A 21,753-nucleotide genomic window follows, 5' to 3' on the forward strand; every position below is an offset into this window, starting at 1 on the left:
CTGCGCGGGTTTATGCGTCGTGTTTGGCCCAGTTTAGCAGAAAAATACGGCGATTTTGAGGTGTCAGAGCTTGGACGAAATGATGCCTGTGTTGAACCCGCCCATGCGCAATTCCCCAAACAGGCGCTGCATCTCGATCTTGGGGCACCGGTTCTGAACAACATCCACACCCGCCGCCGTGGCACGCGCTGCAGCCTCGGCGTTCTCGACACCGATCTGCATCCAGACGGTTTTGAGTTTCGGCAAGTGCTCTAACGCCTCATCCACGATGGGCGGCACATGCTCGGAGCGACGGAAGATATCGACCATATCGACCGGAATAGAATCAGGGATCGAGGCCAGATCGGGATAGATCGTTTCCCCGAACAGGGTTTTGCCCGCATGGCCCGGATTGACCGGAATGATGCGTTTCCCCTTGAGCGAAAGGTACCGCGCCACATAAAAGCTGGGCCGGACAGAGTTCATGGACACGCCCACCACGGCAATCACCCGCGCGCGGTTCAGGACAGACTTGAGAAAATCATCGGTATATTCGGTCATATGCGCAGCTATGCATAAAAAAGCGCCCGATCCAAGAGGAACGGGCGCCAGTACGGAACGAGGGACAGTGAAGAGAGTACGCAGAGTTCCGGTTCCGCGTCTCTTGACCATGACATAGGTGTCATTCGCGTCTAAAAAAGAGCTTGTAATAAACCCGTGAAGACAAGGTTAACGGCGTTCAGTCGAAAATATCGTCCAGAACGTCCCAGATCTTGCCCGCCGCATATCGACCCAAGCTCTTGTTTTTCTTTTTCTTTTTGGATTTCTTCTTGGGTGGGGCGGCAAATTCCTGCCGATCCGCATATTTTGCACGTTTTGGTGCAGGTGCGACCTCTGACCTCAGGGATTTGAGGTTGTGCAAAGGTGCCCCGCAGGACGAACACGCCAATTCATGACGCGCCTGATCCACCACCAAGGCCGCCCGCGTTCCGCAATAACAACAGGTTGCGATCTTGGGCGTATGGGGCATGGGTCACTCCTGCTTGCTGTACCGTGTAGCATATAGGCCCACCGCCGCCGCATTGGAGACGTTGAGCGAGCCGAAATCGCCAGAAAACGGGATTTTCACCAATTTATCGCAGGTTTCGCGCGTTTTTTCGCGCAGGCCCGGCCCTTCGGCCCCCATGACGATGGCGACGGGGCGGTTTTTCACCTGTGCAAGGGCCTGATCCAATGTCTCTTCGGCCTCGCCGTCAAAACCGAACAGAACATAGTCCAGCTCACGTAGTTGCTCCATCGCGACGGACAGGTTTTTGACGCGCAGATAGGGTTGGCGCTCCAGCGCGCCACTGGCGGTTTTGGCCAACGCGCCGGTTTCGGGCGCGGAATGGCGGTGCGGCGCAATCACGGCGCGCGCGCCAAACACCTCGGCCGAGCGCAGAATCGCCCCCACGTTATGCGGGTCCGTCACACGGTCCAGCATCACCACATGGGGATTCTCCAAACCGGGCTGACAGACATCCATGACCGTGCCCCAGTTCAACGGTTTGACCTCCAACGCCGCCCCCTGATGCACCGAGCCAGAATCAATCGGCACGCTGAATTTGCGCGGATCGGTGATTTCGGGGGTCATGCCACTGACATCAATCGCCTCTTGCAGCTTATCCGCCGCGTTTTTCGTCACCACCAGACGCAGGCGCGTGCGGTTGGGGTTCATCAGCGCGTCGCGCACCGCATGCAGGCCGAAAAGCCACACGGTTTCTTGGGCAGCGGCCCGTTTTGCCCGTTCTTTTTCGATGACCCAAGTCGGTTTTTTCATGTCGCAGCGCGCCCCGTGTTTGTCAGGCGGCGAACATGCGCAAAGCAATGCGTCAGTGCAAGGGATTTTCCTGTTGACGCCCCCGAACAGGGTGGGTATTCACCGCCCCACGTCGGGCGACGTGCTGCAAGGTGCGGCAGCGGACTGTAACTCCGCCGGGGAGACCCATGCCTGGTTCGATTCCAGGGTCGCCCACCATTCCCCCCTTGGGGAATGGTGTCGGGACAAGAGCTTAGCCAGAAAATTTGATCCCCCTAACACCGCGCACCGCGCGTGTCGTTTAGCGTTTTGCGCCCCCCGTATTTGGGAAATCCTGTCGGATGGCGTAAGATCGTCAAACCGCAACCAATCCGGTGTTCTGTAATGCGTACTGTCTGGGCAATGTGTTTCTGTCTCTGTGCCGCCCTGCCGGCCCGTGCACAGCAGACCTATATCACCGGCACCGACGCATTGGGCCTGATCGAGTTCAGTGAACTGTCCCTGAACGATATGGTTGAGGGGGGATGCTGGACCGAGGGTGAGCGCATCAAAACCAAAACCCGTCTGATGTTTCAACAAAAGGGCCTACAGGTCATCGACTATAAGGCCGCGTTTTACGGCTATGACGTGGTGTTGTCGGAACTCACGGCCCTTGGTGTGCGGACCAAGGCGGGGATTTGCGCGGTTAATGCGGAATTCCGCGTCGTCACCCGCAGTTTTTCCAACATCGGCACCACGTTTTACAACGACAGCTATACCGCCGTCGGCATGGTTGAACTGTTCAGTTCCAACACCTTACTGACCGGCGCGGGCGATCTGGACGACGAATTGGACCGGTTCTTTGATCGTGCCGTGTCCGAATTTCTGGCCAAACGCTATTTCGCGCGCGGATCGGACAGCGTCATCGCCTTTCGCACCGACAACCCCAGCACCGGCCGCCCTCCGATGCCGTTCAGCGACTATCAATCCTTTGCCGACATCGAAAATGGGTCACAGTGATCACACAGGTGCCCTGTCCTGCGGCTAGGGTCTGTTATTTCGCCCCGTTCGCCATATACTTAGGCCAAAATACCGGGGCAGGACCGAGATGGCCAAGACCAAAGCCAAAAACGGCGCATTCAACATCGTAATCATCGGGCAAAAGGGCCGCCTGCAATATGAGGCCCTGTTGTTTGCCGCGTCCTTGCACGCGAGCGCGCCGGATTTCGCGGGGCGTCTATTCGTGGCCGAGCCGCAGAAGAACGACCGCTGGTGGAATGATCCCAGAATCACCAATGCCGATGTGCGCGCCGCCCTGACCGAGTTGGGGGCCGAAATCCTCCCGTTCGAGAACCGCCATTTCGGTGAATCCTACCCCTATGGCAACAAGATTGAGGCGCTTGCCGCCCTGCCCAAAGGTGAGCCGTTCGTCTTCTTTGACACCGACACCTTGATCACCGGCCCGATTGACCAGATCGCGTTCGATTTTGATCGCCCCTCGGCCTCGATGCGGCGCGAAGGGACTTGGCCCACGATCGAACTCTATGGTCCGGGCTATACCGAGATTTGGAAATCGCTCTATGATCGGTTCGGTCTGGATTTTGAGGCCACGCTGGATCTCAGCCAACCCGACGAATACTGGCAGCGGTACATGTATTTCAACGCGGGCTGGTTCTTTGGCCGCTGTCCGCATGAATTCGGCGAACGGTTTGTCGAATATGCCACGTCGATCCGCAACGATCCGCCCGCGCCCTTGGTGTGTCAGCCGATGGACCCGTGGCTGGACCAGATCGCCCTGCCCCTTGTGATTGCGTCGCTGGGCGGCGGACGTCCGGGGCCGGAGTTAGACGGGCTGGACGGGGATATGACGTGCCATTGGCGGGTTCTGCCCCTGATGTACGCCCGCGAGAGCGACCGCGCGATTGAGGTTCTGGAAACCGTCGCCGCGCCCAACAAGTTGAAAAAGCTGCTCAAACAGCATGAGCCGATCAAGCGCATGGTCTATCAGAAACGCGGCCACAAGGCCCGCGATATGTTTGACCGAAACGCCCTGCCTCGGCGCGAACAGATGATCCGCAATCAGTTGAAAAAGGCCAACCTTTGGATGCGCTAGGGCGCGATCACAGACGCGTGTTGTGAGGGCGTAAAAACCGTCATAGGGTGCCTGCATATCCAGAGGAGGACCCCATGACCGACACCCCAACCTACGGTTTTGACACCCTGCAAATCCACGCAGGCGCCCGCCCCGACCCCGCAACCGGCGCGCGCCAGACCCCGATTTACCAAAGCACGTCCTATGTGTTCCGTGACGCCGATCACGCGGCCGCGCTCTTTAACCTGCAAGAGGTCGGCTATATTTATTCGCGCCTGACCAACCCGACGGTTGCGGTATTGCAGGAACGGATCGCCACACTCGAGGGCGGCGTCGGCGCGGTCTGTTGTTCATCGGGCCACGCGGCCCAAATCATGGCCCTGTTCCCCCTGATGGCGCCGGGGTGCAATGTGGTGGCGTCCACGCGTCTTTATGGCGGCACGATCACCCAGTTCAGTCAGACGATCAAGCGGTTCGGCTGGTCCGCGACATTCGTCGATTTCGATGACACCGAGGCGCTTGCCGCCGCGATTGACGACAACACCCGCGCGGTGTTCTGTGAATCGATCTCGAACCCCGGTGGCTATGTGACCGATCTGCCCGCCGTGGCGGCGATTGCCGACAATGCGGGCGTGCCCCTGATCGTCGATAACACCTCGGCCACGCCGTACCTGTGCAACCCGATTGCCCATGGCGCGACCTTGGTTGTGCATTCGACCACCAAATACCTGACCGGCAACGGCACAGTGACGGGCGGTTGTGTCGTGGATTCGGGCAAATTCGACTGGTCCGCCAACGACAAGTTCCCGTCCCTGTCCCAGCCCGAGCCCGCCTATCACGGGCTAAAGTTCCACGAAACATTCGGCCCGCTGGCCTTTACCTTTCACGGGATTGCCATTGGCCTGCGCGATCTGGGCATGACGATGAACCCGCAGGCGGCGCATTACACGTTGATGGGGATCGAAACCCTGTCTCTACGGATGGCGCGTCACGTTGAAAACGCGGGCAAGGTCGCGGCGTGGCTGGAAAACCACCCCGCAGTTGAGAGCGTCACCTATGCGGGCCTCCCGTCCAGCCCCTATGCCGATCGCGTCGCCGCCCTCTATCCGCGCGGCGCGGGGGGCCTGTTCACCTTTGCCCTGAAGGCCGGATATGAGGCCTGCGTCAAATTCGTCGATAGCGTTGAATTGTTCAGCCATGTGGCGAACCTTGGGGACACGCGGTCCTTGGTGATCCATTCCGCATCCACCACCCACCGCCAGTTGACGCCCGAACAACAAGCCGCCGCAGGGGCCGCGCCCAATATGGTGCGTGTGTCCATCGGGATTGAGGACGCCGATGACTTGATCCGCGATCTGGATCAGGCGATCGCGCGCGCCACGGCCTGATGTGAAACGGAAAACGGGCGCGGGGATGATCCGCGCCCGTTTTGCATTACTCTTGGTATGGGGCGTTACTGGGCGATTTCGTAAACCATGTTCACGGTGACGCCAAAGGTCAATTCGCCCTCGGCCACGGGCACAGCGGACTCAGCGAAATCGGCGGCCATCGCGAAACGCGGCGTGGGTTGATATCCGCCGCCGCCCTCACTGAGGCTCAGGAGTTTGCCCAGATCGACCCCCGCCGCATCGGCATAGATATCCGCGCGCGCCCGCGCCTGTTCCACTGCGTTGCGCCGCGCCGCGTCCAGCAACGGCGCGCTGTCCTGCACGCCAAAAGACAGACCGCTGAACGTGTTCGCCCCGTCCCGCAGAACCAGCCCCATCACATGACCGAGCAGGTCCAGATTACGCACCCGTACCGACAGGGTGTTTGACGCCACAAACCCCTGAATTTCCGGCTCGCGATTGGCGCTAGATGTGCGGTTCGCCCAGATCGGGCGCAGGTCGATGCCGCGCGTTTGCAGGTCCTTGTCCTGTAGGCCTGCGTCGCGCAGCGTGCTCAGGATCGCGGCGACCTTGGCGCTTGTCTCATCCATGGCCTTGGCGGCGTCGGCGTTCGTGCTGGTGACGCCCAAGGTGATCGTCGCCATATCGGGCACCGCCGTCACCTCGCCGCGCGCGGACACAGTAATCGTTGCGGGCGTTTCGGAGGCGGCCACCGGCACCACCATCATCAACAGGCCCAAGGCCGCGTATATCGCGTTTTTCATGGTAATCTCCCTATCGCTATCTATCAGATTGGGCGATCACGCGATTTTCGCAAGGAAGTCCTTGGCAAGCGGGTCCCTGATCGGCAATATCCTGCTGCCTGTAGATGGGTGCGCAACACCACCTGTGCGTGCCGTGAAAAGATGTTGTAAGTCAACGGAATGAAGCCAAGTTTCGCCTTAAACCTGTCGCATGATGGGATCGACCTGTTGCACCGCAAAAATGGCGGTTGGCATATGGTTGGCACCGTGCAACTGGACGATCCGCAGATGGCCGAAACGCTGGCCCTGTTGCGCGGCACCGCGAGTGAGCTCAGCAGCGGCGGGATCACGTCGAAACTGATCATTCCCGAAAGCCAGATCCTCTATACCACGGTCACGGTCGGTGCCACCGAACCTGAGGCACAGCGCACCGAAATCCGCGCGGCCTTGGATGGGCGCACGCCCTATGGCGTTGATGAGTTGGTGTTTGACTGGCATCTGGACGGGGATGTGGCCCAAGTGGCCGTTCTGGCCCAAGAGACCTTGGGCGAGGCCGAAGGGTTCGCGACCGAGCACGGGTTCAACCCCGTCGCCTTTGTCGCCGCACCGACCTCTGATCAGTTCCCGCGCGAACCGTTCTTTGGTGCGACCGCGTCTGCCGCCTCGATCCTCGGGAACGATGTTCAGGTGACGCCGGATGAGGTCGCGATCGACGTGGCGCGGATCACCGCCCTGCCCGTCTCGGCCCCCGTGCCTGAGGTTGAGGTTGAACCCGAGTCCGCGCCGGAACCTGCGCCCGAACCTTCCCAAGAGGCCGAGCCGCAAGCGGCCCCCGAGCCGGACCCGACGCCCGAACTGATCGCGCCCGCGCCGCCCCCTGTGGTAGACGACGCGCGCCCCGCCTTTAGCACCACACGGTCCAAGGACGCGCCCGCCACACCAACCGCGCGCAAGTCCGCCCCCGAGGGCACCGTCGCACCGCGCCTGACCCTTGGCATGGCCGAGCAGAGCGCCGCCCCCCGCCTAAGCGCCGCGAAACGCGACGCCGGTGTGACCTCGGCCGAATTGCCCGACGTGATTGCGCCCGTTCTGGCCGACCCCGCCGAGGCCCCGAAACCCGAGGTGCCCGCGAAAAAGGCGAAGGCCCCGAAATCCAAACCCGCCAAGGCCAAAACCGGCAAAAGCTGGATGTTGGGCCGCCCCAAATCGCCCGATCCGACCGACAAACCGGCCAAAACCGCCACGGTCGAACCGGTAAAGACCACCGACTCTGCGCCTGTGCCGCCGGTGCCGGATGCCTCGCCCGCCGTGGCCAAAATCGCCGCTAAGGTGGTCAAGGCAGAGGCACCTGCACCCAAGCCCCCCGCCAAAGCCGACAAGCCCCCCGCCAAAGCCGACAAGCCCCCCGTCGCAACCGCCATTGCGCCCCCGCCCGCACCGGTGGATGAGGCCGAGGCGATGACCGTCTTTGGCGCGCGCCGCAAAGACACGCCCGTGGGCGGCAAGCCGAAATACCTTGGGCTGATGCTGACGCTGGTGTTGGTTCTGACGATGGGGGCCGTGGCCCTGTGGTCGGTGCTGTTCAACGCGCAGGACACGGCCACCCTTGATCAAGACGCGCCTGCCGAACTGACCGATGGCGCAGGCCCCACCGCCCAGAGCGAGGGCACCATTGCCCTGTCCGAGGACGGCACGATCTCGACGGTGGATGACACCGAACTGGCCGATATCGAACCCGAAAGCGACCCCAACGCGGTCGAGGACACGTTTGAAATCACCCCCTCGGTGGCCCAAGCGATCTATGCCACGACCGGCGTTTGGTCCCTGCCGCCCGAGGTGCCCGATGCGCCCGGCACGGACACGTCGGATGACGTTTATGTCGCCAGCCTTGATCCCGTGATCACCAGTCAGGACGCCATCGCCCTGCCCCCCAGCAGCCAGATCGGCGCGCCCCTTGCCCCGATCCCGCAACAGGCCCTGCCGCCGCGCCCGGGTCAGGTGTTTGCGCTGAACTCGGACGGCTTGATCCTACCCGAGGCGGAGGGCGTGGAGACGCCCTATGGCGTCACGGTGTTCTCGGGCAATCCCGGGATCGCACCGCGTCCCCGCCCCGTCACCGAAGAACCGGTTGAGACGCCCGCGACCGATACCCCACCCGAGGACGGCACCGAGGCCCCCGCGACGGATGAGGCCCCTGTTGCCGCGCCCGCCGCTGACCTGCCGCCCGCCCCGCCCGAAGGTGTCAGCCCCCGCGCCCGTCCCGATGATTTCGCCGAAAACCTAGAGCGCGCCCAGAACGGTGGCCTGACCCGATCCGAACTGGCCCAGTTCCGTCCGCGCCCGCGCCCCGCCTCTCTGCAAGAACAGGCCGAAGCCCTGCGCGCGCAGGAACTTGCCGCCGCAGAGGCCGCTGCGGCGGCGCTGGCCAATGCGCCGACGGCGGCGGATGTTGACCCCGCCACGGATAGCGATCCGTCCAATCTGGGCGAGTTGCAACTGGCCAGTGCGCCGATCCCCCAATCGCGCCCCAGCAATTTCGATGATGCTGTCGCCAAGGCGTTGAAAGAGGCCGAACAGGTCGCCGCAGCCCCCGCCGTTCCGGCCGCCGCAGTTGTAACGCCATCGATCCCGTCCTCGGCCTCGGTCGCGAAACAGGCGACGTTTGAAAACGAGATCAACCTTGGCAAAATCAACCTGATCGGGGTTTACGGGTCTTCGTCCGACCGCCGTGCGTTGGTCCGCCTGAGCAACGGCAAATACGTCAAGGTACAGGTCGGGGACAAGCTTGACGGGGGTCAGGTCGCCGCGATCAGTGACGACGCCCTGCGCTATGTCAAACGCGGCCAGAACGTCGTTCTTGAGGTCCCACAGGGCTAGCCCCCCCGACCATCGCATTGATTTTCAAAAAATTCATCGTTCCGGCATTTTAAATCGCCGGACAAAACGTAATTATAGTCCTAGGCCCAAACGGACCCGCGCCGCGTCCCGTTTCAACCCAAGGATTTAATATGGAATCATTCCTGTTTTTCGCCGCGATTTACCTGACTGCCGCCGTGTTGGCGGTACCTTTGGCAACGCGGTTCGGGATGGGATCGGTTCTGGGATATCTGTTGGCGGGGATCATGATCGGGCCGGTCTTCGGCCTTGTCGGATCGGAAACACAGGACCTGCAGCATTTCGCGGAATTTGGCGTGGTGATGATGCTGTTCCTGATCGGTCTGGAACTGGACCCAAGGGCGCTCTGGAATATGCGGCACAAACTGCTGGGCCTTGGCGGTTTGCAGGTTGTGGTGACCACGGCGGCAGTCAGTTTCGGCGCGCTACAACTGGGGTATGCGGGGCAAACCGCCCTTGCCATCGGTTTGATCCTTGCCCTGTCTTCGACCGCGATCGTGATGCAGACCCTCAGCGAAAAGAACCTGACGCGCACCTTGGGTGGACGCTCGGCGTTTTCGGTCCTGTTGACCCAAGATATCGCGGTGATCCCGATGCTGGCGCTTGTGCCGCTGTTGGCGGTGGCGCGCGCGCCCTCCATTGCGCCGGACGGGTCTCTGACACGCACGGTGGGTGAGCACGCCACCACCGCCGCAGACGGGCATCACGGCTCGCCGTTGGCATCGCTGGTCGCCGATATGCCCGCGTGGGGCGTGACCCTGATGACCATCGGCGCGATTTTGGCGATCATCCTTGTCGGCCATTACCTGACCCGTCCCCTGTTTCGGGTGATCCACGCGACCGGCCTGCCCGAGATGTTCACGATTGTCGCCCTGCTGATCGTGGTTGGCATCGCCGTGGTGATGAACACCGTCGGCCTGTCGCCCGCCTTGGGGACGTTCTTGGCCGGTGTGGTTCTGGCCAACTCGGAATTCCGCCATCAGCTTGAGAGCAACATCGAACCGTTCAAGGGGCTGTTGCTGGGCCTGTTTTTCATGACTGTCGGCGCGGGGATCAACTATCACCTACTGTTCTCCAGTTTCGCCCAGATCGCCAGCCTGACCATCGCCCTGATGCTGATCAAGGGCGTGATCCTCTATGCCATCGGAACACTGTTCAAGCTGCGGGGCGAGCATCGCTGGCTCTTTACCCTTGGCCTTGCACAGGCGGGGGAATTCGGCTTTGTGCTGACGTCCTTTTCGCTGCAGACCAACGTGATCGAAACCGCGCTGGCCGAGCGTCTGCTGCTGATCATCGCCCTGTCGATGCTGATGACACCGCTGTTCTTTATCGTGCACGGCATCCTTGCACGGCGTAAGGCTGTCCATGGTGACCACACCGCCGATGCCGACGAGATCGACGAACGGCAACCCGTGATCATCGCCGGTGTCGGGCGGTTCGGGCAGGTGGTGAACCGGATGCTGCAGATGTCGGGGTTCCGTGCGACGGTTCTGGACAACGACCTACGCACGGTCGAACTGATGCGCAAATTCGGGGTCAAAAGTTTCTTTGGCGACCCGACCCGCCCCGAGCTGTTGCACGCCGCCGGTCTGGCCGAGGCCAAGGTGCTGGTCGCAGCACTTGACGACAAGGACATGAACACGCGTCTGGTCGCCTTTGCGCGGCAGGAACGGCCCGATCTGAACATTGTAGCCCGCGCCCGAGACCGTCTGCATGTGTATGAACTCTACAACGCGGGCGCCGATCACATCGTGCGCGAATTGTTCGACAGCAGCCTGCGCGCAGGCCGCTATGTCCTCGAGGATCTGGGCCTGTCCGAGTTTGAGGCCCACGCCATGGAAACCGCGTTCTATAAACACGACCGTCAGGCCCTGCGCGATCTGGCCGACCTGTGGAAACCCGGCGTGCCCGTGGATCAAAATCACGCCTATGTCGAACGATCCCGCGAGTTGAACCGCGATCTGGAAACCGCGCTGGTCCAGATCGGCGAGCAACAAGAAACCGCCGCCACAGGCGTCAAAGCCCGCGTCGAAGCCGCCGTAAACGCCACCGGCAAAACACCCCCGATGACGGATGGGTAGGCGGCGATAGGAATTTCGTTGGGTTGTGTTGAACGTCTCTGCAGCGCGGACAGTGCTGCCGTCGAATTCACTGAACGAAAAGTCCGCTCTGGCGTCCGACTTGAAATCGTTTTTGCGTTCTGACTAAAAATGGGGATGAAACTCTTAGATGAACGCGCCCGAAAAATCTTGCTGAATACACACTGGGGGTCCGGGTGGCCGGGTGAGCAACCACAAGGGGCGACAGCCGAAGACATCTCGTATGCTAAATCCAAAGGCTACTTGTTCGACGAGGTAAGATATCGGCACGACGAGTTCGTCAGGAAACTGATCGACGTTAGGAAAGAAATCACCGCCAAAGACGTCGGTAATGCGTTCCTAGCCAGCCTTTCTACAAGGCGCCTCGAACTCAGGTCTGCTCTGGCAAGTTTTGCTTTCGCCAGCCATTTCCCAGACCATCAAATCGAACACAGCGAAAGGTTCCGAGTACCTTCCGGCGCGACCCTATGCCCGGTCTGTGGCTTCTTTGAATTTGAAAAACCGCAGGCGCAAAACCTAAACGTCTTGAACTTTGAAAGGCATAAGTGGGGCGGCGTCAGGCATGATGACCTCATTTATGCATGGTTCGACTTGTCTCAGTTTCGTCTCGAGACGCAGATTGAGCCAACAAAGGATGACGTGGAAATACTGCGGAATATTCTAAGGATAGCGGCCAGCCTGCCAGATGAGGCGCGACCGGGTGTTTTGGCCAAGGAACTGGGCGGGGCTCTTAAGTCCAACTTGAACGAGCGACGCATGCTCATCGAGATATTGAGCAAGGCTGGCGTTTTGAAACCTTGGGGTAGGCCAAGTTACGACAACGAATTTGTTTATCTATCTCAGCGAGAGGTGACCTTCGAACACAAGAACGATTGGAGATATCCAGCAATCTGGTGGCGCGGGTCCGATGGCGTGAACGCAAGTGCCTTGGCAAAATTTTTCCCTGACATCGAGTTCGCCGGGGGCGGAAGCTAACAGCATGAAGCCAAACAAGAAGCTCTTTTTGGGCGTCGTAGAGCAGGTGTCGGCGGCGTGCCGTCCCGAAGGATTTGTCGAACACCCAGCCTATGATCCAGGTTGGGAACCTGCGAACCAAGCATATGAAGCAAGCCTCATCCGCCTCGTGAACGCCGAATTCATAGATCAGCTCGAGATCTGTTTTTACCCGTCTCTTCGATCCTTTTCGTTTGATGTCACAAGGATAGTGAACAGTTTTGGCTTTACGTCGGTAGACGACATTCCCCAAGATGCCGGCCTCTGGACAGAGTCCTGGCTGTATCAGCCGTTCGACAGATACTCGCTCTTGAGTGGCCAGAAATGGAACCCGTTCTCGCATTTCCTCCAATTTCGCATTGGCAAGCGTCAACCGATCGATGTGGACGTGGAGGCCGCCAAGATCAGCCAGAGATTTGTGCGTAATTCAAAGTATTTGTACGGCGCACTTTCCGGGACTTACAAGGGCCAGATGGTCCACGTTGCGCACCATGAAATTGAACGCCCGCAATAGGTCTAAACCACCCACAGGGCCTCGCCGCTTTCAACGACAGGCCTCCGCGCCCTAGGTGTGATCGATCCTGACCTCTTGCCCCGTCATTGCCGCCAGAATGGCTGTCGCGTCTTCTTGGATGTAGAGGGCGATGATTGGTGCCTCATGGTCGGCCTGTCGCGGAATATCCACGCTGACGAGTGTGGCGGAAAATGCGCCAACCTGTACCCGCGCAGACGCCGGAGCATCCCCGGTGAAACTCTCAACGATTAAGACGGTCCCATTCGGTATCCGGAAGACGTTGCCGAGAGTTCCTTTAAATCGGTGGTAGTCGGTTTTTCGCATTTCAAGAGCAAGAATTCGATTTTTCCAATCGGACTTGCTCCATGTCAGAGCCTTGCACACGTGCGATACCTACAATCTCAAATCTCGCTAGCAGGCTCAGGGCAATGTATATCGATGCGCAGATCAGAAGGAAGCCAACAAAGTTCGGCTCATAGGCTCCCCTTGCCTCTCGATAGACATTCAGCCCCTCAACGTTTCTCACAGTTAAAAAAACGAAACTCCCAACTCCAAGAAACGTGGTAAGGCCCAGTATAAGAAAACGCCGCAATCGCCCGTCGCCGGTCAAATAGAGTAGTGTTCCGCAGCCACCACACATGTGGAAGTCCATCCGATTGCGCCCGCGATGTGGATTGGTTGCACTCATTTTTCGCGGCGACTGATGGCGACCACATTCGGGACACCTAATACCTACGACCCGTGACCACAAAGTTGGCCGCTCTCCAATTCGCAGTGTGCTTATTCTGGGCGGGTTACTGATACTTCGTGCCAAATGCCTGCAAATTCCCACTTTAATTACGTTTCTTTGAAAGATTGTTGGGAAACAACCGCAACCTATGAAAGCCAAGTCAACATATAACACGAACACCAAGATCAAACTGACATCGAAAAACGGACTTTCAGAGCAATCACAGCGTCTTGATCGTTATGGGCTCAAAACGATACCCCGAACCCGCGTAAGATACAAAAACAGCCGCGGGATGACCCACGGCTGTTTCTGTAATGATTGGTGCGGCGGACCTTAGGCGGCGGCGCGCGAGACGAGAACCTCGTCGACTTGGGCTTGGGCTTTGCCCTCGTCCAGACCGCTGACGGCGGCAACTTCGCGGGTCAGGCGTTCCAGAGCGGCCTCATAAAGCTGACGCTCGGAATAGCTCTGCTCGCGCTGATCGTCGGTGCGGTGCAGGTCGCGCACGACCTCGGCAATCGCAATCAGATCGCCCGAGTTGATCTTTTGTTCGTATTCCTGCGCACGGCGCGACCACATGGCCTTTTTCACCTTGGCCTTGCCTTTCAACGTGGTCATGGCGCGGGTGACGACGTCGGGCGAGGACAGCGAGCGCATGCCCACCTCGGTCGCCTTGTTCGTCGGAACGCGCAGGGTCATTTTGTCTTTCTCGAACGAGATGACAAAAAGCTCCAGCGAGATGCCCGCGATTTCCTGTTCTTCGATCGACATGATCTGACCCACGCCATGGGCGGGGTAAACAACGTAATCGTTGGGGCTGAATTCAGATTTCTTGGTCTTGCTCATGCAATGGCTTCCTCGACAGTCACCGGACTTTTAGCGAAAAAAACACCCCCGGAAACACGGTGATTTCCGGCGGGTTGGTGTGTTGTCCGCTAAAAAACCACACGACAGGCGTTCAGGCGCTGTGTGTGGATAATCAGGTCTGCTTGTTGTTCATGAGGGGAACATAGCAAAAAAAAAGGCAAATTTAAAGTGCCGCGTTGCGGCATCCACAAAACCCCCTGAAAACACAGGGTTTTGAGCTATGTCACCGCACAAAAAGAAACCGGGGCATGTACCCCGGTGTCCTTGTCTTGGTCGCGAATCGGTTTAGCCGCCTTCGCCGGGCGCCTCGGAAAAGTACTTGTCGACCTTGCCGCTCTCGCCGTCGCGCTCTTCGGCTTCGGGCAGCGGGTCTTTCTTGGTGATGATGACCGGCCACAGTTCCGAATATTTGCGGTTGAACTCAACCCACTTTTCCATGTCCGGCTCGGTGTCGGGGCGGATCGCATCGGCGGGGCATTCGGGTTCACACACGCCGCAATCGATGCATTCATCGGGGTGGATGACCAGCATGTTCTCGCCCTCATAGAAGCAATCTACCGGGCACACCTCTACGCAATCGGTGTATTTGCAAGCAACACAGTTGTCGACAACCACATAGGTCATAGGAACGGCCTCATTTCAACATCTAGCGTCTAGCTAGACCAGCTTTTGCGATCATTCAAGCGGGCCATGGCGGTTAAGGTCGAGACTGCGGCGATCTTTCTTTGTCGGGCGTCCTTTTCCGTCAAATCGCGGTGCAGATGGAATTTTTTCCTGCTCTGGCGACATGTCGGCATACAGCATTTGCGCTTCGGGCGCAGGGCCGCGCCGTTCCCCGGGGGCCAGAATGCGCACCACACGAATCCGTGACCCTTGGGCGAATGTCAGAACATCGCCCTCGCCCACCTTATGGGCCGGTTTCGCGGTTTTAGAGGCATTGACGCGGACATGCCCCCCCGAGACGATCTTGGCGGCCAGGGTGCGGGTCTTGAAAAACCGCGCATGCCACAGCCACTTGTCCAAGCGGATCGTGGATCGGGGGGGCGTATCCAATTAGGTCTTGTCCCGCAGGCCCATCAAAGCGGCCGCAAACGGGTTGTCGGGATCAATCGGCTTTTCCTTTTTCGGCGGACGGGCCGAATAGGTCTTGGCGCCCTGACGGTCGTTGCCGCCACGGTTGCCACCCGGTTTACCCTTGCCACGCGGTTTGCCCTGCGCACGATCGCCACCGCCCTTACGGCCACCGGCGTTGTTGCGCGGACCTTTGCCAGCAGGACGACGCGGGGCCCATTTGAACGTGTAGAACACCTCGATCTCGGGCTCGCCCTCGGGCTCTGCGACCGGTGCCGCCTCTGCCTCAGCGGCAGGGGTCTCGTCCGCCACGGCGTCAGCCGGGGCCGCGTCGGCGTCGCTCGATGCGGCGTCCGGCGCGGTGTCGCTTTGCGGTGCGGGCTTTACCTTGGCGCGCTCACCGCGCTCGGCACCGTAGCCCAGACCGCCCATCAGATCGGCGAACTGTTCCAGCGTCATACCGGTGATCGACAACATGTCGGGCGTCGCTTCGAACCCGCCACGCGTGTCCTGACCGCGCAGCAAATCCGCCAGACGCTCCAGCATATCGATACGGATCGCACGCGCGCCCGCGGCGCGGTAGCCGGACATGGTGTAATACCCGTCCTGCACACCCTCAACCACGGGGATCGTCACCAGACCCGGAGGCGGGCTTTCGGCGAATTCGTCATGCTTTTCGGCCAGCGCCCACAGAACCAGACGCAGACGCGTCGGCGCGGGCTTCAGCAACAGCGGCATGAACACAGTGAACTGACCAAAGCGCACACCGTGCTTGCGCAATGCGCCACGGGCGTCCTGATCCAGATCCTTGACCTCGGCGGCGACCTGATCGCGCGACACAATGCCCAGCCCCTCAACCAGACGGAACGCGAACCCGCGCGCCAGACCGGTCAGCGCTTCATCGCGCGACATGCCCAACAGCGGCTCAAACAAGGTTGCGATCTTGCGGTCGATGAAATGCTGCAACCGGCGGCGCACCTTTTCGGCGACATCTTCACCGGCCTCGTCGTCGACAAAGGCCTCGACCGTGGGTTTCAGCGGCTCGGAACCCGCGACCAGCTTGCCCACGGCATGCTCGCCCCACATCAGGCCGCCCTGATCGGTGAAATCAATCTCGGTATCCGGTGCGTTATAAAACCGGTCCGCCCGCAGGTTAAATTCAGGCGCCAACGCCGCCAGACTGGCCTGACGCAGGGTCTTGGCCTCATCGGGGGTTTTGCTGCTGTCCTGACGAAAACGGAATCCGTCCAACCGACCAATGAATTGATCTTCGACCGTCACTTCACCCTTGTCGTTCACATCGGCCACAAGGCTCTCCTTCTGCTTCAACCGGCGAAGCAGGACACTGGTCCGCCGGTCAACAAATCTTTGGGTCAGCGCCCCGTGCAGGGCATCTGACAAGCGGTCTTCTACAGCGCGAGTCGCCTCACGCCAATGAGATTCGTCACGTACCCAGCCTTTCCGCTGGGCGACATATGTCCACGTGCGGATATAGGCCAGACGTTTCGACAATGTGTCAATGTCGCCGTCCGTCCGGTCAAGTCGTTTTAGCTGACGTGCCATCCAATCGGCGGGAACCGCGCCATCTTGGTGCAAAAACTCAAAGATTCTGGACAAAAGGCTGGTGTGTTCCGCCGAAGAGATGCCTCGGAAATCGGGCACACGGCACACATCCCACAGCAATCTCACATCCGCAGGCTGCCCCAAACGGGCGCGAATTTCCGGCGTGTCGGCCAAATGTCGCAACGCCAATAAATCGTCGGCATCGCGCGCACGGACCAGATATTCGTCGTTGGTGCCTTGCTCTAGGCTCTGGATCAGGCGGTCCACGGTCCCGAATTCAAGACGGGAGTTACGCCATTGCAGCTTTTTCAGCGGAGTGAACCGGTGATTGACGATGGCCTCGGCCATACCGGGGTCCAGCGGCGAGACCTCACCGGTTACGCCAAAGGTCCCGTCGCGGGTGTGGCGCCCTGCCCGCCCCGCGATCTGGGCCAGCTCATTGGGGGCCAGATCGCGCATCCGGCGGCCATCGAATTTGCGCACGCCCGCGAATGCGACGTGGTGAATATCGAGGTTCAGGCCCATCCCGATCGCATCCGTCGCGACCAGATAATCCACCTCACCATTCTGATAAAGGTCCACCTGCGCGTTACGCGTGCGCGGGCTGAGCGCGCCCATGACCACCGCGCAGCCGCCTTTTTGACGGCGGATCAGTTCGGCGATGGCATAGACGTTATCGACCGAAAACCCCACGATGGCAGAGCGCGGCGGCATGCGGCTGATCTTTCGCGAACCAGTATAAAGGAGTTGCGAGAACCTTTCGCGGCGCATGAACTGCACCCCCGGCACCAGCGCGGCAATGGTGGACCGCATCGTGTCCGCGCCCAGAAACAACGTCTCGTTCAACCCGCGCGCATTCAACAGGCGTTCGGTAAAGATATGGCCGCGCTCGGGATCGGCGCAGAGCTGAATTTCATCGACGGCCAGAAAATCGGCCCCGATGTCGGTCGGCATCGCCTCAACCGTGCAGACCCAATATTGGGTGCGCTCGGGAACGATGCGCTCCTCCCCCGTGACCAAGGCCACAACCGAGGGGCCGCGCATTTCCACGATGCGGTCATAGACCTCACGCGCCAACAGGCGCAGCGGCAGGCCAATCACCCCTGTACGGTGGGCCAGCATCCGTTCGATGGCGTAATGTGTTTTGCCGGTGTTCGTCGGTCCCAAGACCGCCGTCACCTGTCCCCTTTGGCCCATGGGTGGCCCGCCTTCTACAGTGTGATGCCAGACACCTGTGGTTCCAGCCGCTCTAGCGCGTCTTTTAGGTCGGGTTCGTTGGGATGTATAGCGATAGCGGCCTGATAGGCGGCAAAAGCGCGATCAATGTCGCCCGCCTCTTCCATGATGGCCCCAAGGCCGATCATCGCGCCGAAATGGTCGGGGTTCAGGGTCAGGGCCGTGCGGATATCATTGAGCGCAGGACCAAGCAGGCCCAGTTGATAATAGACACTGCCACGGATTGAATATCCTTCGGCAAAATCGGGCGCATGATCGGTCAGCGCGGTCAGATGATCCAGCGCCGCCTCAAGCTCACCCTCTTCCAACGCCTCACGCCCACGGCGCAGCAGCAGGTCCATTGCGGGCGAGCCGGTCTTGGACCACTCAACCCACAGCTCCTGTTCAACAATTTGCCAGTTCGGCAGGTCGGGGTTGGCCAATTGACGTAACAAATCCGCCGCGCGGTCGCTCTGTTGCGCATGTGCCGCGCCAAACGGGGCCAGAACAATCCAGCCTGTCGCAACGGTAGCATTGAGATATCTGCGCAGAGTACCCATAACAGGAATAACAGTAATACCTCGCGGGAAAAAACCAAGCCCCCGCCACTCACATTCGGAGGAGTAACATGAGCGACGTTATCACCGCGGCTGTGGCCGCCCTGAGCGCCAAGATCGAAGACGGCTTTGACGGATCGGCGAAATTCGTGATTGAGGGCGAAGGCGCCATCATGGTTGACGCCGACGGCGTGCGCGCGGGCGACGAAGATGCCGACGTCACCCTGACCGCCGATGCGGACGTGTTCCAAGCCATGCTTGAGGGCGACCTGAACCCCACCGCCGCCTTTATGTCGGGCAAGCTGTCGGTGGACGGCGACATGGGTCAGGCGATGAAACTGGGCGCGGCTCTGGGCTAGGAACCGCGACCCGTGGACAGCGCACCGATTGATAACATCACCGCCGACGGTCCCGCAGGGGCCGCCGCGTGGTGGCTGACGACATCTGACAAGGTGCGCATCCGCATTGGCGTCTGGCCCGCCACCATCGGAACGGCGGCCAAAGGCACCATTCTGATGTTTCCGGGCCGGACGGAATACATCGAAAAATATGGCCGCACGGCGCGTCAATTCGCCGATGCGGGCTTTGCCACACTCGCGATTGACTGGCGTGGTCAGGGTCTGGCGGACCGGTTGTTGAAAAATCCGGCCATCGGTCATGTGAACCATTTCCCCGATTTTCAAAACGACGTCGCCGCTGTGGTGCAGGCCGCAAAGGACCTGCGCCTGCCCAAACCGTGGTTCGTGATCGGCCATTCCATGGGCGGCGCCATCGGTCTGCGCACGGTGATGGAGGGCCTGCCGGTCAACGCCTGTGCCTTTAGCGCGCCGATGTGGGACATTGCCCTGAACCCGCTGTCGCGCAGGATTGCCCTTGGCCTTGCCGCCGTGTTGCGCCCGCTGGGTCTGGCGGATGGCTATGCGCCGACGACGACGCGCAACCGGTCCTATGCCGCGACCGTGCCGTTTGAGGGCAACCGCCTGACCACGGACCCCGAGATGTTGAATTTCATGCAGGATCAGGCGGTCAAACTGCCCGGCACGCATCTGGGCGGGGCCAGTTTGCGATGGGTTCAGGAATCGCTGCACGAATGCGCGGACCTGGCCGCGCGCCCCTCGCCCGATCTGCCCTGCATCACCTTTCTTGGAACGGACGAAAAAATCGTGTCCCAAGACGCCATTCGTGACCGCATGGCGCGCTGGCCTAATGGTGATCTGATCGAACTGCCCAATGGCCGCCATGAGGTAATGATGGAGGCCCCCGCGATCCGCGACCGCGTGCACGCCTGTATTCTGGCACATTTCAAGTCGCATTTATGATCCTGTCGCGGGGTTTGGCTTGAACCTAGGGGGGATGGCTGCATATGTCTTGGGCAACCGCGTTTAATCAAAGGATGCCCGATGCATATCGCCACCCCTCGTCCCGTTTTTGATGCCAACTCTGGCGGCGCTGCGCCGTTCGGGGACCTGCCGGAATGGGATCTCAGCGATCTGTACACCGCCGAAGACGCGCCGGAACTGACCCGCGATATGGGATGGCTGGACACCGAATGCGCCGCCTTTGCCGCCGATTATGAGGGCAAGCTGGCCGATCTTAGCGCCGATGAGATGCTGACCTGTGTACAGCGCTATGAACAGATCGACGTGATCGGCGGGCGCATCATGTCCTTTGCGGGGCTGCGCTATTACCAGAACACAATGGACGCGGGTCGCGCGAAATTCCTGTCCGATTGTCAGGACAAGATCACGACCTTTACAACGCCACTGGTGTTCTATTCGCTGGAAATCAACCGCATCCCCGACGATGTGCTGGCCGCGAAATTCGACGCCAATGCCGATCTTGCGCGCTATAAGCCCGTGTTCGACCGCCTGCGCACCATGCGCCCCTATCAGCTGTCCGATGAGCTGGAAAAGTTCCTGCACGATCAATCGGTTGTCGGCTCCGCCGCATGGAACAAGCTGTTTGACGAGACCATCGCCGGCCTGACCTTCGTGATCGACGGCGAGGAATACAACATCGAGGGCACGCTGAACTTTCTGACCGACAGCGACCGCACCAAGCGTGAGGCCGCTGCGCATGAACTGGCCCGCGTCTTTGGCGAGAACATCAAGATTTTCTCGCGCGTGCACAACACATTGGCCAAGGAAAAAGAGGTCGAGGATCGCTGGCGCAAGATGCCCACGCCCCAGACCGGTCGCCACCTGTCCAACCACGTCGAACCCGAGGTGGTTGAGGCCCTGCGCAACGCGGTGGTGAACGCCTATCCCAAACTCTCGCACCGCTATTATGCGCTCAAGGCGAAATGGCTGGGCCTTGAAACGCTAGAGGTTTGGGATCGCAATGCGCCCCTGCCGACCGAGGAACAGAAAACCGTCGCGTGGGATGATGCCAAGGCGCTGGTCCTTGACGCCTATGGGGATTTCGCGCCCGAAATGGCCGAGATCGCGAAACCCTTCTTCACCGATGGCTGGATCGACGCGGGCGTCAAACCGGGCAAGGCGCCTGGTGCATTTGCCCACCCCACCGTCACGCCGGTGCATCCCTATGTCATGCTGAACTACCTCGGCAAACCGCGCGACGTGATGACCCTTGCCCACGAACTGGGCCACGGCGTGCATCAGGTTCTCGCCGCTGATCAGGGGGAACTCCTGTCCTCAACCCCGCTGACGCTGGCCGAAACCGCATCCGTGTTTGGCGAGATGCTGACCTTCCGCAAACTGCTGGACAACGCCAAAACCAAAGAGGAACGCAAGACCCTCTTGGCGGGCAAGGTCGAGGACATGATCAACACGGTCGTGCGCCAGATCGCGTTTTATGATTTCGAATGCAAACTGCACGCGGCGCGGCGCGACGGCGAACTGACGCCCGATGACATCAACGCCCTATGGATGTCGGTACAAGCCGAGAGCCTCGGTCCCGTCTTCAACTTTATGGAGGGGTATGAAACCTTCTGGGCCTATATCCCGCATTTCGTCCACTCGCCCTTCTACGTCTACGCCTATGCGTTTGGCGATGGTTTGGTGAACGCGCTCTATGCCGCCTACGAAGAGGCCCCCGAGGGTTTCCAAGAGAAATACTTCGACATGCTGCGCGCTGGCGGGTCGAAACACCACAAGGACCTGCTGGCCCCCTTTGGCCTCGATGCGTCCGACCCGACCTTCTGGGACAAAGGCCTCAGCATGATCTCGGGCTTTATTGATGAGCTTGAGGCGATGGAGGACTGATCGCCCCCCACCCAAAATCGTGTAAAACGCCCGCGCATCTGCGTGG

20 protein-coding genes and 1 tRNA gene are annotated in these 21,753 nt (G+C 60.2%); 11 read left to right on the forward strand and 10 right to left on the reverse strand.

The window, feature by feature from the left end; genetic code table 11:
* Nucleotides 1-63 precede the first annotated feature (63 nt).
* From R1W00_RS09470 to rlmB, 3 genes are all read right to left on the reverse strand, one after another.
* Entirely contained in the window at nt 64-540 is a 477-nt protein-coding gene (locus R1W00_RS09470; RefSeq protein ID WP_317262496.1) for a CoA-binding protein, read from the reverse strand.
* A 178-nt stretch (nt 541-718) separates the two neighbouring features.
* Entirely contained in the window at nt 719-1,009 is a 291-nt protein-coding gene (locus tag R1W00_RS09475; RefSeq protein ID WP_317262497.1) for a hypothetical protein, read from the reverse strand.
* A gap of 3 nt (nt 1,010-1,012) precedes the next feature.
* Nucleotides 1,013-1,798 carry a 23S rRNA (guanosine(2251)-2'-O)-methyltransferase RlmB gene (gene rlmB, locus R1W00_RS09480; protein WP_317262498.1) on the reverse strand — a complete coding sequence of 262 codons (786 nt, stop codon included), beginning with the start codon at nt 1,796-1,798 and terminating at the stop codon, nt 1,013-1,015.
* Between the two features lie 114 nt (nt 1,799-1,912).
* Here rlmB and R1W00_RS09485 point away from each other — a divergent pair.
* From R1W00_RS09485 to R1W00_RS09500, 4 genes are all read left to right on the forward strand, one after another.
* Nucleotides 1,913-1,996, forward strand: a tRNA-Tyr gene (locus tag R1W00_RS09485).
* A gap of 165 nt (nt 1,997-2,161) precedes the next feature.
* Complete coding sequence (locus R1W00_RS09490; protein WP_317262499.1) at nt 2,162-2,776, forward strand: hypothetical protein; 615 nt, start codon at nt 2,162-2,164, stop codon at nt 2,774-2,776.
* 88 nt (nt 2,777-2,864) lie between these two features.
* Nucleotides 2,865-3,869, forward strand: coding sequence for a hypothetical protein (locus R1W00_RS09495; RefSeq protein ID WP_317262500.1), 1,005 nt, complete (start codon nt 2,865-2,867; stop codon nt 3,867-3,869).
* Between the two features lie 74 nt (nt 3,870-3,943).
* A complete protein-coding gene (locus R1W00_RS09500) occupies nt 3,944-5,236 on the forward strand; it encodes an O-acetylhomoserine aminocarboxypropyltransferase/cysteine synthase family protein (RefSeq protein WP_317262501.1) in 1,293 nt (430 codons plus the stop codon).
* Between the two features lie 65 nt (nt 5,237-5,301).
* On the opposite strand, the gene R1W00_RS09505 is transcribed toward R1W00_RS09500, so the two are convergent.
* Complete coding sequence (locus R1W00_RS09505) at nt 5,302-6,000, reverse strand: SIMPL domain-containing protein (RefSeq protein ID WP_317262502.1); 699 nt, start codon at nt 5,998-6,000, stop codon at nt 5,302-5,304.
* A gap of 159 nt (nt 6,001-6,159) precedes the next feature.
* Here R1W00_RS09505 and R1W00_RS09510 point away from each other — a divergent pair, with 159 nt between their 5' ends.
* From R1W00_RS09510 to R1W00_RS09525, 4 genes are all read left to right on the forward strand, one after another.
* Nucleotides 6,160-8,856: a hypothetical protein gene (locus R1W00_RS09510; RefSeq protein WP_317262503.1), complete on the forward strand. Its 2,697-nt coding sequence runs from the start codon at nt 6,160-6,162 to the stop codon at nt 8,854-8,856.
* Between the two features lie 131 nt (nt 8,857-8,987).
* Nucleotides 8,988-10,955, forward strand: a complete 1,968-nt coding sequence (locus R1W00_RS09515; RefSeq protein WP_317262504.1) for a monovalent cation:proton antiporter-2 (CPA2) family protein — start codon at nt 8,988-8,990, stop codon at nt 10,953-10,955.
* 135 nt (nt 10,956-11,090) lie between these two features.
* Nucleotides 11,091-11,948, forward strand: coding sequence for a hypothetical protein (locus R1W00_RS09520; RefSeq protein ID WP_317262505.1), 858 nt, complete (start codon nt 11,091-11,093; stop codon nt 11,946-11,948).
* A gap of 4 nt (nt 11,949-11,952) precedes the next feature.
* Nucleotides 11,953-12,480 (forward strand): hypothetical protein, encoded by a 528-nt coding sequence (locus R1W00_RS09525; RefSeq protein WP_317262506.1) that lies wholly within the window; start codon nt 11,953-11,955, stop codon nt 12,478-12,480.
* Nucleotides 12,481-12,531: 51 nt separating this feature from the next.
* Here the strand turns inward: R1W00_RS09525 and R1W00_RS09530 are convergent, their stop codons facing one another.
* The 6 genes from R1W00_RS09530 to R1W00_RS09555 all read right to left on the reverse strand — a co-directional run bounded on the left by R1W00_RS09530 (nt 12,532) and on the right by R1W00_RS09555 (nt 18,486).
* Entirely contained in the window at nt 12,532-12,864 is a 333-nt protein-coding gene (locus R1W00_RS09530) for a hypothetical protein (RefSeq protein WP_317262507.1), read from the reverse strand.
* Nucleotides 12,865-13,543: 679 nt separating this feature from the next.
* A complete protein-coding gene (locus R1W00_RS09535) occupies nt 13,544-14,056 on the reverse strand; it encodes a CarD family transcriptional regulator (RefSeq protein ID WP_317262508.1) in 513 nt (170 codons plus the stop codon).
* 306 nt (nt 14,057-14,362) lie between these two features.
* Complete coding sequence (fdxA, locus tag R1W00_RS09540; protein WP_317262509.1) at nt 14,363-14,701, reverse strand: ferredoxin FdxA; 339 nt, start codon at nt 14,699-14,701, stop codon at nt 14,363-14,365.
* Between the two features lie 51 nt (nt 14,702-14,752).
* Nucleotides 14,753-15,130 (reverse strand): RNA-binding S4 domain-containing protein, encoded by a 378-nt coding sequence (locus tag R1W00_RS09545; RefSeq protein ID WP_317262510.1) that lies wholly within the window; start codon nt 15,128-15,130, stop codon nt 14,753-14,755.
* On the reverse strand, nt 15,131-17,908 hold the full coding sequence (locus R1W00_RS09550) for a helicase-related protein (protein ID WP_317262511.1): 2,778 nt from the start codon (nt 17,906-17,908) through the stop codon (nt 15,131-15,133).
* A gap of 14 nt (nt 17,909-17,922) precedes the next feature.
* Nucleotides 17,923-18,486 carry a tetratricopeptide repeat protein gene (locus R1W00_RS09555; RefSeq protein WP_317262512.1) on the reverse strand — a complete coding sequence of 188 codons (564 nt, stop codon included), beginning with the start codon at nt 18,484-18,486 and terminating at the stop codon, nt 17,923-17,925.
* Between the two features lie 68 nt (nt 18,487-18,554).
* Here R1W00_RS09555 and R1W00_RS09560 point away from each other — a divergent pair, with 68 nt between their 5' ends.
* The 3 genes from R1W00_RS09560 to R1W00_RS09570 all read left to right on the forward strand — a co-directional run bounded on the left by R1W00_RS09560 (nt 18,555) and on the right by R1W00_RS09570 (nt 21,707).
* Complete coding sequence (locus R1W00_RS09560) at nt 18,555-18,842, forward strand: SCP2 sterol-binding domain-containing protein (RefSeq protein ID WP_317262513.1); 288 nt, start codon at nt 18,555-18,557, stop codon at nt 18,840-18,842.
* A gap of 12 nt (nt 18,843-18,854) precedes the next feature.
* Nucleotides 18,855-19,802 (forward strand): alpha/beta hydrolase, encoded by a 948-nt coding sequence (locus R1W00_RS09565; protein ID WP_317262514.1) that lies wholly within the window; start codon nt 18,855-18,857, stop codon nt 19,800-19,802.
* Nucleotides 19,803-19,883: 81 nt separating this feature from the next.
* The gene (locus R1W00_RS09570) at nt 19,884-21,707 is read left to right on the forward strand and encodes a M3 family oligoendopeptidase (protein ID WP_317262515.1); all 1,824 of its coding nucleotides are present in this window, start codon (nt 19,884-19,886) and stop codon (nt 21,705-21,707) included.
* The last annotated feature ends 46 nt before the right edge of the window (nt 21,708-21,753 follow it).

Origin of the sequence: Rhodovulum sp. FJ3, assembly GCF_032918305.1 — a bacterium.
Classification (GTDB): Bacteria; Pseudomonadota; Alphaproteobacteria; order Rhodobacterales; family Rhodobacteraceae; genus SAT37.

Coding starts and splice junctions, on each gene's coding strand:
- R1W00_RS09470 (WP_317262496.1), bottom strand. CDS start 540: ATGACCGAATATACCGATGATTTTCTCAAGTCTGTCCTGAACCGCGCG.
- R1W00_RS09475 (WP_317262497.1), bottom strand. CDS start 1,009: ATGCCCCATACGCCCAAGATCGCAACCTGTTGTTATTGCGGAACGCGG.
- rlmB (WP_317262498.1), bottom strand. CDS start 1,798: ATGAAAAAACCGACTTGGGTCATCGAAAAAGAACGGGCAAAACGGGCC.
- R1W00_RS09490 (WP_317262499.1), top strand. CDS start 2,162: ATGCGTACTGTCTGGGCAATGTGTTTCTGTCTCTGTGCCGCCCTGCCG.
- R1W00_RS09495 (WP_317262500.1), top strand. CDS start 2,865: ATGGCCAAGACCAAAGCCAAAAACGGCGCATTCAACATCGTAATCATC.
- R1W00_RS09500 (WP_317262501.1), top strand. CDS start 3,944: ATGACCGACACCCCAACCTACGGTTTTGACACCCTGCAAATCCACGCA.
- R1W00_RS09505 (WP_317262502.1), bottom strand. CDS start 6,000: ATGAAAAACGCGATATACGCGGCCTTGGGCCTGTTGATGATGGTGGTG.
- R1W00_RS09510 (WP_317262503.1), top strand. CDS start 6,160: ATGAAGCCAAGTTTCGCCTTAAACCTGTCGCATGATGGGATCGACCTG.
- R1W00_RS09515 (WP_317262504.1), top strand. CDS start 8,988: ATGGAATCATTCCTGTTTTTCGCCGCGATTTACCTGACTGCCGCCGTG.
- R1W00_RS09520 (WP_317262505.1), top strand. CDS start 11,091: ATGAAACTCTTAGATGAACGCGCCCGAAAAATCTTGCTGAATACACAC.
- R1W00_RS09525 (WP_317262506.1), top strand. CDS start 11,953: ATGAAGCCAAACAAGAAGCTCTTTTTGGGCGTCGTAGAGCAGGTGTCG.
- R1W00_RS09535 (WP_317262508.1), bottom strand. CDS start 14,056: ATGAGCAAGACCAAGAAATCTGAATTCAGCCCCAACGATTACGTTGTT.
- fdxA (WP_317262509.1), bottom strand. CDS start 14,701: ATGACCTATGTGGTTGTCGACAACTGTGTTGCTTGCAAATACACCGAT.
- R1W00_RS09550 (WP_317262511.1), bottom strand. CDS start 17,908: ATGGGCCAAAGGGGACAGGTGACGGCGGTCTTGGGACCGACGAACACC.
- R1W00_RS09555 (WP_317262512.1), bottom strand. CDS start 18,486: ATGGGTACTCTGCGCAGATATCTCAATGCTACCGTTGCGACAGGCTGG.
- R1W00_RS09560 (WP_317262513.1), top strand. CDS start 18,555: ATGAGCGACGTTATCACCGCGGCTGTGGCCGCCCTGAGCGCCAAGATC.
- R1W00_RS09570 (WP_317262515.1), top strand. CDS start 19,884: ATGCATATCGCCACCCCTCGTCCCGTTTTTGATGCCAACTCTGGCGGC.